The organism is Micromonospora sp. DT231, assembly GCF_049847025.1.
Classification (GTDB): Bacteria; Actinomycetota; Actinomycetes; order Mycobacteriales; family Micromonosporaceae; genus Micromonospora.
On record NZ_JBNCNO010000013.1, the window covers coordinates 121,303 to 133,253 of the forward strand.

Here is an 11,951-nt window from a genome sequence, read left to right on the forward strand (position 1 = left end):
AAAGTGCAAGATCGCGTGGGCGTGGGCGTGGGCGTGGGCTGTTAGTGGGTTTTGGCGTTGGCTTCGGCTTGGGCCTTTATCTGGGCGGCGCGGTCGATGTCGGCCTGCTGGACGGCTGCCACCGAACCGAAGACGCTGACCGCCTGGTAGTAGGTCCAGGCCAGGCTGTAGCAGGCCGGTCGGACGACGGTGTTGTACGTGGTGCAGACGCGCTTCAGGTCCTCGTAGAAGGCACTGTCCAGGCGGGACTTGTTCGCGGGGAACTGACCGACCGCCTTGTAGTTGCGGTAGCCGAAGTCGTGCCGGTAGCAGCCGAGGCTGAAGGTGAACCCGAGCGGGTTGTCCGGGCTGGACGAGCAGTAGTCGGTGGACCAGGTGAAGTTGTACTCGGCCCAGGGGGCCCGGTTGACCCGGGCGCTGTTCCAGGAGTTGTAGCTGGAGGCGCTGGTCTGCGTCCAGCTGGACAGCACGGACAGCTTCTGTGCCGGGGTGACGGCGGCGGCGGGGGAGGCGATGGCGAGGGTGGCGAGCAGCGCGAGCGCGCCCGAGGAGAACAGGGTGGCGAGACGTCGGGGCACGGGTTTACCTCCGCGGGGGTGAGCGGGTGGGACGGAAGTTACCGGCGGGTCACCGGATGCGATAAGTTTCGATCAAGGGATCGACCAGCGGGAATGCGACTCGCAAACTATTGGTGACATACGTCGAAACAGGCGAATGCCCCGGGCGCGCGGGGCGACCGGGGCATTCGGGAGTACGGGTCAGCGCCCGACGAGTGCCGGCGGGCTCACCGGGCTCTCGTTGGCCGACCGGTCGAGCGCGGTGAGCTGGTAGGTGTAGCGCCTACCGGGCTCGGCCGAGGTGTCCACCCAGGACTGCGAGCCGCCGGGCGTGGCCCGGACGGTGTCGACCAGCTGCGCGGCGTCCGCCGTGGCGCATCGGCCGGGCAGCGTGAGGCCGTCGAACCGGTAGATCGCGTACGAGGTGGCGGCGCCGAGTGGCCCGACGCCGTCCGCCGGCTGACGCCAGGTGAGCCGAACCCCGTCGCTCTCCCGGGCCGCCCTGGTGACCACCGGGAAGAGCAGCGGCTTGGCCGGCAGGTGCGGCATGGCCGGCACCAGCGCCGGGCGGGAGTAGTGCTCGGCGGCGTAGGTGTCGGTGGCGCCGAGCCGGTTGGCCCGCACCTGGACGGCGGAGAAGTGCACGTTGCCCCGCACCTCCGGGTACGACCGGTTGAGCGTCAGGTGGTCGGACAGTTCGCGCGGGTTCTGCCAGTACGACCCGTACGCCGGGTCGCCGCTCTTGTAGTCGGCCTGGCCGATGTAGAGCTGTACGCGGGTGCCGCGCACCGTCTCGGCCCACCACGGCACGAGCCGCGCGTAGTCCGCGGCCGGGTACTGGCCGATGTACCAGTAGAGCTGCGGCACCACGTAGTCGATCCACTCCTGCTTGATCCACTTGCGGGTGTCGGCGGAGATGATGTCGTACGACTGGCTGCCGGTGGTGTCCGAGCCGAGCGGGTCGGCGGCCTTGTTGCGCCAGATGCCGAACGGGCTGACGCCGAACTTCACCCATGGCTTCGCCGCCTTGATCCTGCCGCTCATCTCCTGGACCAGCAGGTTGATGTTGTCCCGCCGCCAGTCGGCCCGGTCGGTGAAGCCCCTGTTGTACGCGGCGAAGGTGGCGTCGTCGGGCACCTGGTAGGTGCCGCTGGGATAGGGGTAGAAGTAGTCGTCGAAGTGCACGCCGTCGATGTCGTACCGCGTGACCGCGTCCATCATCGCGGTCTGCACGAACTCGCGTACCTCGGGAATGCCGGGGTTGTAGTAGAGCCGGCTGCCGGCCACGCCGGCCGGCGGGTAGGCGAAGGTCCAGTCGGGGTGCTGCCGGGCCGGGTGGCCGGGGGCGAGCTGGGTCAGGTCGGCGCCGGCGCCGCCGGGGGCCGGCATGGAGACGCGGTACGGGTTGAACCAGGCGTGGAACTCCAGGTTGCGCTTGTGCGACTCGTCGACGAGGAAGGCCAGTGGGTCCCAGCCGGGGTCCTGGCCGCGGACGCCGGTCAGGTACTCCGACCAGGGCTCGTACGTCGAGGGCCAGAGCGCGTCGGCGGTGGGCCGGACCTGCACCACGACGGCGTTGTGGTGCAGTCGTTCGGCGAGGTCGAGCAGTTCGGAGTATTCGGCCTGCTGGGCGGCGATCCGGTCCGGGCTGGTCTGGGACGCCTTGCTGGGCCAGTCGATGTTGACGACCGACGAGATCCACATGGCTCGGAACTGTCGCTTCGGCGTGGCCGGGTCGGTGACGCAGGTGGTGGTGGGAGCGGCGGCATCGGTCGCCGCGCTCGCGGGGGTGGCGGTGACAGTCGTGCCGAGCAGGGCTGCGACCAGCCCGGCGACTCCGAGTCGGGTGGCTCTCATGCGGTGTGTCCCTTCGTTGGGGCTCCCGGATGGTTCGCGGCGCGCGGCAGGATTCGCCGCCGATGTCCGCGTTGCTGGTAGAAAATTTTCACAGTTTGGCAAGTGCCGCAAGGGTTCGTGGTTGACCAATCGCGTCGCTGGGTAGCAACGGCGGTCACCGGCCGCCACGGAGGTGGTCGCACGGTGGGAGGGGTGACCGGGTGTCCGTGCTGCGCACAAAACCAATCAAGGACGTGATAGCCCAAGGTGAGGCGGACGGCAGCGACGGCAAGCTCGGGCTGAAGAGACGGCTCGGCGCCATCGACCTCACCGGCTTCGGCATCGGCATCGTGATCGGCACCGGCATCTTCACGCTCACCGGAATCGAGGCCCGGGACAGCGCCGGACCGGGCGTGGTGATCTCCTTCGCCATCGCCGGCGTGGTCGCCCTGCTCGCCGCCCTCTGCTACGCCGAGCTGGCCTCCAGCGTGCCGACGGCCGGCAGCGCCTACACCTACGCGTACGCCACGATGGGCGAGATCGTCGCCTGGATCATCGGCTGGGACCTGCTGCTGGAGTTCGCGCTCGGCGCGGCGGTGGTGGCCCGCGGTTGGTCCGGCTACCTCGCCGAACTGCTCGACCTGCCGACCCGGTGGTTCGGTGAGGAGGGCAGCACCGTCAACGTCGGCGCGATCGCGATCGTGCTGATCCTGGGCATCGTGGGGATCATCGGCATCCGGGAATCCGCCCGGGTCACCAACCTGCTGGTGCTGGTCAAGGTGGCGATCTGCGTGTTCGTGGTGGTCGCCGGCCTGTTCTTCGTCAAGGCCTCGAACCTCAGCCCGTTCATCCCGGCGGCCGAGCCCGCCGGCAGTGGTGACGACGGCATCAAGCAGCCGGTCACGCAGGCGCTCTTCGGGTTGGAGCCGTCGGTCTTCGGCTTCGTCGGGGTGCTCAGCGCCGCCGCCGTGGTCTTCTTCGCGTACACCGGCTTCGAGGCCGTGGCCAACCTGGGCGAGGAGACGCGCAAGCCCAAGCGGGACCTCACGCTGGGTCTGCTCGGCACGTTGCTGATCTCCACCGTGCTCTACATCGGCGTCTCTCTCGTGGTCGTCGGCATGGTGCCGTACACCGAGATCGACCGCGGCGCCCCCATCGCGTCGGCGTTCGAGTCGGTGGGTGCCGGCTGGGCGGCGACGCTCGTCTCCATCGCCGCCGTCGCGGGCCTGACGAGCGTCATCCTGGTCGACCTGGTGGCCATGGGCCGGATCGGCTTCGCCATCGCCCGGGACGGGCTGATCCCGCCGTCGATCGCGGCGGTGCACCCGCGCTGGGGCACCCCGTACCGGATCTCGGCGATCATGACGGTGGCGGTCGCGCTGCTGGCCGGCTTCCTGCCGCTGTCGGCGCTCGCCGACCTGGTCAGCATCGGCGCGCTCTGCGCGTTCGTGCTGGTGTCGATCGCGGTGCCGATCCTGCGCCGCAAGCGGCCGGACCTGGAGCGGCCGTTCCGGGTGCCGTTCTCCCCGGTGCTGCCGATCGTCTCGGCGCTGGCCTGCTTCTACCTGATGCTCAACCTGTCGGTGGAGACCTGGCTGCGGTTCCTGGCCTGGATGCTGCTCGGCGGGATCATCTACTTCGGCTACGGCTACCGCCGCAACCGGCTGGCCCGGCACGAACCGGCGGTCGCCCCGGATGCGTGAGATCCGCTGAAGGGCCCCCGCGGGATCGCGGGGGCCCTTCAGCGACGGCTCAGGGGCGAGGCTGCGACGTGGCGGTCGGACCCTTCACCACGGGCTTGCCGTCGACCCAGGTCACCTCGTCGAGCCAGACCTGTCGGCCCGGGTCGGTGCTGCCCTCCTGGCCGGGCGGCCAGGCGTGGTACAGCAGCCACGTCCGGCCGTCCTTGACGACCATCGAGGCGTGGCCGGGGCCCGAGGCGGCCTCGGTGCTCTTCAGGATCGGGTTCTCGGCGGCCTTCACACACGGGCCGGTGGGGCTCTCGCAGACCGCGTAGCCCTCGGCGTACTCGGCCCGGTCGTAGGCGTTGGCCGCGAAGAAGAGGAGCAGCCGACCGTCCTGGCGGTGGAAGAACGGCCCCTCGATCAGGGTGCCCTCCCACGGCTCGGTCTGCTTGAGCAGCTTCGTCGGCTCGCCGACGAGGGTCAGGCCGTCGTCCGCGAGACGCTGCGACCAGAGCCAGGTGTCCACCCCGATGGCATTGCCGTCGTTCTTCCACAGCAGCCACAGGCTGCCGTCGGTGTCCCGGAACGGGCTGGCGTCGATCGCGCCGCCCAGGTCGGCCTGGCAGATCAGTGGGCCGTCCGCGTCGTCCGAGTACGGCCCCTGCGGCGCGCTGGCCACCGCCCGCCCGACACACTGCCGGCCCGACTCCCGGCCGGCGACCGTGTAGTAGAGCGCGAACCGGTCCGGCCCCAACTGGATGACCTCCGGTGCCCAGGTCTTGCCGGCGTCCGCCCAGTCCGGCAGCGTCGGCAGGGCATCCTCTGCCTCGGACCAGTCGACCAGGTTCGACGAGGTGCGGACCGGGACGTTGCGTCCGTCGGCGTTGGTGTGGAACAGGTACCAGGTGTCACCCACCTGGATCGCCTGCGGGTCCGGGGCGTCGGTCTGCACGATTGGGTTGGTGAACATGCGGCTCCCGCTGCTCGTGTCGATGGACTCGTCGTCGGCGCAGCCGCCGACGAGCAGTGCGGCGGTGATGACCATCGCCGCCGCACCGCCTCGCCGGAGGTTCCCGGCCGTCATCCCTTCAGACCGCTGCGGGAGACGCCCTGGATGATGTGCCGCTGGGCCAGCACGAAGAGGATCAGCACGGGCACGCTGGCCAGCACCGCGCCCGCCATGATCACCGGGTAGTCGGTGACGTACGAGCCCTGGAGCAGGCCCAGGCCCGGCGGCAGGGTGAGCTTCTCCGGGCTGAACAGCACGAAGATCGGCCAGAGGAAGTCGTTCCAGTTGGTGAGGAACGACAGCACGGCAAGGGTGGCCAGTGCCGGCTTGGACAGCGGCAGCACCACCTTGTAGAAGATCTGCCACTGGTTGGCGCCGTCGAGCGTGGCGGCCTCCTCCAGCTCGTTCGGCAGGGAGAGGAAGAACTGCCGCAGGAAGAAGACCCCGAACGCGCTTGCCGCGCCGGGCACGACCACCACGGCGACGGTGTCGATCCAGTTGAGCTGGTCGACGATCAGGAAGTTCGGAATGATCAACGAGGTCGGCGGGATGAACAGCGTCCCGACGATCAGGGCGAAGGTCACCCCGCGCCCCCGGAACCGCAGCCGGGCCAGGGAGTACGCGGCCATCGAGGCGGTCACCAGCACCAGCAGCGAGTGCAGCGTGGCGGCCACCATGCTGTTGAGGAACCACCGCAGCACCGGGTTCGCCGAGTTGTTGAGGATCTGCTCGTAGCCGTAACCCGCGAGCGGGTTCGGCAGCCAACTCGGGGGGATCTCCTGCGCGGCCGTGTAGGTCTTCAGCGAGGTGATGACCATCCACACGAGCGGGACCAGGAAGACCAGAGTCAGCGCGACAAGGATGGCGTAGAGCCCGACCCGGCGCAGCCCCGATCCGGAGCCGTTCGTGGTCGGCGTGGGCGTCGTCATGGCGATCCCCTCAGTCTTCCTTGTAGCGGAAGAGGCGGAAGTTGGCGATGCTCACGACCGCCAGCAGCAGGGCGAACACGATGCTCATCGCGGCGGCGCGACCGGCGTTGTTGTTCCGCAGGCCCTCCTCGACGATGAACCACACCACCGTGCGGGTCTCCGTGCCGGGCGTCCCCTGGGTGATCAGGAACGACTGGCCGAACATGTTCGCCGAGGCGAGCACCGTCGTCGTGATCACGAAGAGCAGCACCGGGCGCAACCCGGGCAGTGTGACGTTGCGGAAGCGCTGCCACGCGCTGGCCCCGTCCATCCGGGCCGCCTCGTACAACTCCGGCGAGATGTCCTGGAGCCCGGCCAGGTAGATCACCGCGTTGAAGCCGGAGGTCCACCACACGGTCACCCCGACCAGCGAGATCCACGCCCACGGCATGTTCGTCACCCAGGGCGTGTCCGACGGCAACCCGACCACGCCGAGGAGCCGGTTGACCAGGCCCAGGTTGGCGTCAAGCAGGAACCGCCAGAGCAGGCCGATCACCGCGACACCCAGCACGTACGGCGCGAAGTAGACCGCCCGGAAGAACGTCCGGCCCGGGAAGGAGCGGTTGAGCAGCAGGGCCAACCCCAGCGGTACGACCACCAGCAGCGGCACCGACAGCACCGTGAAGATCGCGGTGGCGCGGATGCTCTGCCACCAGTCGCCGTACACGGCGGAGTCGCTGGAGAAGAGCTGCTTGTAGTTGTCCAACCCGACGAACGGCCGGTTGGGTAGCTGGAAGTCCCACTGGTGCACGCTCAGCCAGAGCCCGAGGACGATCGGCAACAGGCCGAAGACCCCGAACAGGATCAGGTACGGGGCAAGGAACAGGTATGGCGTCGCCCGTCTGGTCCGACCCGCCGAAGCGGTCCGGCGGGCTGCGTTGGCCGCCGGGGGCGGCGCGTCACCGCGCGCCGCCCCGACCTCGATCACGTCCGCCACTGGTGATCAGCTCCCGTACTTCTTGCGGTTTTCCTCGAGCTGCTTGTTGGCCTTGGCCACGCCCTCGTCGAGCGCCTGCTGGGGCGTCTTCTTGCCGAGCGCGGCCACGTTGAACGAGTCGTAGAAGGTCTTGATGACCTCGCCGAGGCCCGGAGTCGCCGGCGGGAACGCCGCGTACTCCAGCTCGGGGGCGAGCGCCGAGATCTCCGGCAGCGCCTTGAACTCGGCGCTCTCCCGGACGTCCTTACGGGCCGGGATCTGGCCGCCCTTGGCCCAGTCCAGCGAGTGCTGGCTCAGCCAGTTGATGAAGACCTTCGCGCCGGAGACCTTGTTGGCGTTGTTGGCCCGCTGCTTCACGATCGTGAAGTTGTGCGAGTTGGCCCAGGCCGCCGGCTTGCTGCCGAGCTGGGGGAGCGGGGCGACACCCCACTGCACCTCGGGGCTCTTCTTCAGATCGTTGATCTGCCAGATGCCGTTGAAGGTGAAGGCGTTCTTGCCGCTCTTGAACGCCAGGTACTCGGCGTCCTGACCGACGTTCGCCGGCGAGTGGCCCTGCTTGATCATGTCGACGAGCCAGGTGCACGCCTCGACCGCCGGGCCGGAGTTGAACGTGGCCTTGGCCACCTCGGCGTCGAAGAGGCTGCCACCCCACTGGTTGAGCAGGGAGTAGAACGTCATGCCGCCGGTGAACTGGAACGGGCTGATCCAGAAGCCCTGCACGCCCGACTTCTTGAACTCGGCGAGTGCCGCCGTGAAGTCGTCCTTGGTGGTCGGCGGCTTGTTCGGGTCCAGGCCGGCCTTCTGCATGACGGCCTTGTTGTAGTAGAAGCCCAGCGGGTGCATGTCCAGCGGGATGCCGTACCGCTTGTTGTTGTAGAGCCCGCCCTGCCACACCGTGGGCGCGAAGTCCGCCTCGGAGAGTTCCAGGTTCTTGGCCACGTCGTCCAGCTCGCTGATCACGCCGCGGGCGGCGAAGGTGGCGAGCTGGTCCATGTGCATGACCGCGATGTCCGGGCCGTTGCCGCTGGAGGCCGCACCGGGGAGCTTGTTGTAGTAGTCCTCCCACTGGTACGTGGCCACCGACACGGCGATGTTCGGGTGCTCGGTGTTGAACTGGTTGACGAGCGCCTTGAAGATGTCCCCGTCGCCGCCGGTGAAGCCGTTCCACAGCTTCAGGTCGACCTTGGGACCGGTGTACTCCTTGCCGCCGTTGCCGGTGGCCGGCCCGGAGGCGTTGTCATCGCCGCCGCCGCAACCCGCGAGGGTCAGCGAGGCCGCGGCGCCGAGTCCGAGACCGAGGCCGAGCAGGCGCCGCCGGCTCATGTCGTTCTGGATCATGCTTTATCTCTCCTTGAGGGGGGACGGTATGAATTGTGCCTGCTCAGCCCGGTGCGACAGCTAGGCGCTGGCCGGGCCGAAGCGGAGCACGCTCCAGGACACGGCGGGCAGGAGCACGGAGCACCGGCCGCCGTCGGGGGTGGGGATCGGTAGGTTCCGAGGCGTCACCCGGTCGGGCTCGGCCTCGGTGTTCGTCGCTGACGGGTCGGAGCCGGCAGCGATGCATTCGAACGACAGGCCGGACATACCCGGCATGCCGCGCAGGTCGATCTCCAGCGGGAGATCGGTGGAGTCCCGGTTGACCGCGAACACGGTCAGCTCGCCGGTCTCCTCGTCGTGCACGGCGACGGTGTCGAGCACCGGCACGTCCCCGTACTTCTTCGTGTCGTAGCGCGGCGACACCGGCTCGGTGCGCAGCACGGTGCCCCGCGCGTAGCGGGCGGTGAGCGCGAACGGGTGGAAGATGCTCTGCCGCCACGCCGGGCCCCCGTTGCGGGTGCGGATCGGCGCGATCACGTTCGCCAGTTGCGCCTGCGCGGCCACCCCGACTCGGTCGGCGTGCCGGAGCAGGGTGATCAGCAGGTCGCCGACGACCACCGCGTCGACGGCGGTGAAGTCGTCCTCGATCAGCGCCGGGGCCTCGACCCAGCCGCGCCGGTCCAGGTCGGCCTGGAGGCGGGACTCGTACCAGACGTTCCACTCGTCGAAGGAGATCTTCAGCTTGCGCTTGTGCCGCTGCCTGGCGGCCACGTGGTCGGCGGTCGCGACGACCTCGGTGATGAAGTTGTCCATGTCGACGGCCGAGGCCAGGATGCTTGCCTGGTCGCCGTCGGACGGGTCGTAGTAGGTGTGCGCCGAGATGTAGTCGACGTGTTCGTAGGTGTGCTCCAGCACCGTCGCCTCCCAGGAGGCGAAGGTGGGCATCCGCCGGTTGGAGCTGCCGCAGGCGATCAGGCTGATCGACGGGTCGATCATCTTCATCGCGCGGGCGGCCTCGGCGGCGACGCGACCGTACTCGTCGGCGGTCTTGTGGCCGACCTGCCACGGGCCGTCCATCTCGTTGCCGAGGCACCACAGTCGCACCCCGTACGGATCCTCGGCGCCGTGCTTGCGCCGCAGGTCGGAGAGCTCCGTGCCGCCCGGGTGGTTGGCGTACTCCAGCAGGTCCAGGGCCTCCTGCACCCCGCGGGTGCCGAGGTTGACCGCCATCATCGGCTCGACCCCGGCCTCGGCGGCCCAGGTCATGAACTCGTCCAGCCCGAACGCGTTGGTCTCGATCGTCTTCCAGGCCAGGTCCAGCCGGCGCGGCCGGTTGCCGACCGGGCCGACCCCGTCCTCCCAGCGGTAGCCGGAGACGAAGTTGCCGCCCGGGTAGCGGACCACCGAGACGCCCAGTTCGCGGGTCAGGTCCAGCACGTCGCGACGCAGGCCACGGGAGTCGGCGCTGGGGTGGCCGGGCTCGTAGATGCCGCCGTAGACGCACCGCCCCATGTGCTCGACGAAGGAGCCGAAGAGGCGTCGGTCGGCCGGGCCGATGGAGAAGGCCGGGTCGACCGTCAGCTGCGCGGTCCGCAAGGGGGTGCCACCTTTCCTCGTGCTGTCGCCCGGGTGAGCGCAGTCACCGTTCACCCGGTGTCCACCGTTTCTACAACGTTGTAGGCAACGTTGTAAAGAGCAGGTGACAAGGTATGGTGCGCTGGGTTACCTCGGGGAGGTTGCGGAGTGCGACACAGGCTCAAAGACGTGGCCGAACGGGCCGGGGTGTCGGTGAAGACCGTCTCCAACGTCGTCAACGGCTACGTACACGTTCGGCCGGACACCCGTGCCCGCGTCGAGGAGGCGATCGCCGAACTCAACTACCGGCCCAACCTCTCGGCCCGCCACCTGCGCAAGGGCCGCACCGGCGTGATCGCGCTGGCCGTTCCGGAACTGGACATCCCCTACTTCGCCGAGCTGGCCCGCTACGTGGTCACCGCCGCCGCCGCGTACGGCTGGACGGTGCTCATCGACCAGACCGGCGGTCGGCGTGAACAGGAACGGGTGGTCGCCTCCGGCATCACCGACCACCTGATCGACGGGCTCATCTTCAGCCCGTTGGCGCTCACCGCCGAGGACCTGGCCAGCCTGGACGGCACCCCGATGGTGCTCCTCGGTGAACGGGTCGAGCACGGCCCCGCGGATCGCGTGGTGATCGACAACGTGGCCGCCGCCCGGGAGATCACCGAACACCTGATCAAACTCGGCCACCGCCGGATCGCGGCCATCGGCTCCCAGCGCACCGACGAGGGCGCCAGCGCCCGGCTGCGCCTGGCCGGCTACCGCGACGCGCTGCTCGCCGCCGGGCTCGCCTACGACGAAACCCTTGTCGCGCCCGCGCCGGCCTGGCATCGCGCCGACGGCGCCGCCGCCATGCGGGGCCTGCTCACCTCCGGCGTACGCCCCGACGCCGTCTTCTGCTTCAACGACACGCTTGCCCTGGGTGCCCTGCGCGCTCTGCACGAGGCCGGCCTGCGGGCGCCCGAGGACGTGGCGGTGGTCGGCTTCGACGACATCGAGGACGGCCGGTTCTCCATCCCCACGCTCAGCACCGTCGCCCCGGACAAGGAGCGGATCGCCCAACTGGCCGTCGAACTCCTGGCCAACCGCCTGGACGGCGACCGAACCGCCCCCACAAGAGAACTCTCCGCCCCCTACCGCCTAGAACTACGCGAATCAACCCAAACCCCCTAGCTCCCCCTACCCCCTACCCCCTCCCCCTCCCGGCCCCACCCACCCCCTTCCCGCGTTGATCATGGAGTTATTGCCATCCACGCCGGCGTGTCGCCGCTATAACCTCATGATCAACGCGGGGCCCGGGGGGTGGGACACGGGGGGTCCGGTGGGGTGGGGGGGGTTAGTCGAAGAAGCGGGCTAGGTGGGTTTGGGGGGCTGGGTCGGTGTTTGGGGGGAGGGGGGTTAGGTCGGCGAAGATCGAGGCGCCGTCGCAGCCCGCGTGTAGCGGGTACCACCGTGGCGCGCCCGGCGGTCGGAGCTGGCAGATCCCCTTGAACGTCTGGACGTCCATCAGCCGGACGTGAGTCGGGTCGGCCACCGCGTTCACATGCCCCCACCAGGGGCTTATCACGTGCAGCACGCCGCCCGGACGCAGTACCCGGTGGCACTCGTCCACCAGCGGCAGAAAGTCGATCAGGTGCTCCAGGATGTGCACCGCGAAGAGGACATCCACCGAGTCGTCGGCGAGCGGTAGCGCGCCGGACAGGTCCGCGACCGCGTCCACCCCCGGCGCGGGGTAGATGTCCAGCCCCAGGTTGCCCGACCACTGCTTGGTCGGACCGCACCCGAGGTCCACGACCACGGGTGCGCGCCCGCCGACGCCGACGCGGCACCAGACGCCGTAGACGCCGGCCAGCCGTCCCACCAGGTCGCGTACCAGCCGCAGTTCGGCGGGCTCGGCGACGTCCCCGCTGAGGTGGGCCACCCCCCGGTCGAACCGCACCTCGACGGCCAGGCCCCGCAGCCGGTCGTCGTGCCGAGCCTGGTCCGCCCATGCCTGGGTGAGGGATTCGTCGATTGCCCGCAGCCGGTCGGCCGAGGGTGGAGTCTGTGCCAAAGCGACCATTC

The 11,951-nt window shown here is 69.4% G+C and carries 10 protein-coding genes; 2 read left to right on the plus strand and 8 right to left on the minus strand.

All coding sequences use genetic code 11. The annotated features are described in order from the left end of the window. Positions 1–41: 41 nt before the first annotated feature. Together ACPXBU_RS27735 and ACPXBU_RS27740 are read right to left on the minus strand one after the other, a co-directional pair. Positions 42–578, minus strand: a complete 537-nt coding sequence (locus ACPXBU_RS27735) for a phospholipase (protein ID WP_393369975.1) — start codon at positions 576–578, stop codon at positions 42–44. A 180-nt stretch (positions 579–758) separates the two neighbouring features. Continuing rightward, entirely contained in the window at positions 759–2,414 is a 1,656-nt protein-coding gene (locus ACPXBU_RS27740; RefSeq protein WP_425760318.1) for a glycoside hydrolase family 10 protein, read from the minus strand. Positions 2,415–2,647: 233 nt separating this feature from the next. Between ACPXBU_RS27740 and ACPXBU_RS27745 the strand changes: the two genes are divergently transcribed. Then, on the plus strand, positions 2,648–4,096 hold the full coding sequence (locus ACPXBU_RS27745; protein WP_425760319.1) for an amino acid permease: 1,449 nt from the start codon (positions 2,648–2,650) through the stop codon (positions 4,094–4,096). Between the two features lie 49 nt (positions 4,097–4,145). Here the strand turns inward: ACPXBU_RS27745 and ACPXBU_RS27750 are convergent, their stop codons facing one another. From ACPXBU_RS27750 to ACPXBU_RS27770, 5 genes are read right to left on the minus strand one after another with little or no spacing between them, the layout of a single operon-like run. Next, complete coding sequence (locus ACPXBU_RS27750) at positions 4,146–5,162, minus strand: glycoside hydrolase family 43 protein (protein WP_425760321.1); 1,017 nt, start codon at positions 5,160–5,162, stop codon at positions 4,146–4,148. Then, positions 5,159–6,016, minus strand: a complete 858-nt coding sequence (locus ACPXBU_RS27755; protein ID WP_393369987.1) for a carbohydrate ABC transporter permease — start codon at positions 6,014–6,016, stop codon at positions 5,159–5,161. Before ACPXBU_RS27755 ends, ACPXBU_RS27750 begins: the two co-directional genes overlap by 4 nt. A 10-nt stretch (positions 6,017–6,026) precedes the next feature. Continuing rightward, positions 6,027–6,992, minus strand: coding sequence for a carbohydrate ABC transporter permease (locus ACPXBU_RS27760; RefSeq protein WP_393369990.1), 966 nt, complete (start codon positions 6,990–6,992; stop codon positions 6,027–6,029). 6 nt (positions 6,993–6,998) lie between these two features. Then, positions 6,999–8,330: an ABC transporter substrate-binding protein gene (locus ACPXBU_RS27765; protein WP_393369993.1), complete on the minus strand. Its 1,332-nt coding sequence runs from the start codon at positions 8,328–8,330 to the stop codon at positions 6,999–7,001. 60 nt (positions 8,331–8,390) lie between these two features. Then, entirely contained in the window at positions 8,391–9,905 is a 1,515-nt protein-coding gene (locus tag ACPXBU_RS27770) for an alpha-N-arabinofuranosidase (RefSeq protein WP_425760322.1), read from the minus strand. A gap of 147 nt (positions 9,906–10,052) precedes the next feature. Between ACPXBU_RS27770 and ACPXBU_RS27775 the strand changes: the two genes are divergently transcribed. Beyond that, the gene (locus ACPXBU_RS27775) at positions 10,053–11,060 is read left to right on the plus strand and encodes a LacI family DNA-binding transcriptional regulator (protein WP_393369998.1); all 1,008 of its coding nucleotides are present in this window, start codon (positions 10,053–10,055) and stop codon (positions 11,058–11,060) included. 163 nt (positions 11,061–11,223) lie between these two features. Here ACPXBU_RS27775 and ACPXBU_RS27780 read toward each other — a convergent pair whose 3' ends face one another. Next, on the minus strand, positions 11,224–11,949 hold the full coding sequence (locus ACPXBU_RS27780) for a methyltransferase domain-containing protein (RefSeq protein WP_425760323.1): 726 nt from the start codon (positions 11,947–11,949) through the stop codon (positions 11,224–11,226). Positions 11,950–11,951: the final 2 nt, after the last annotated feature.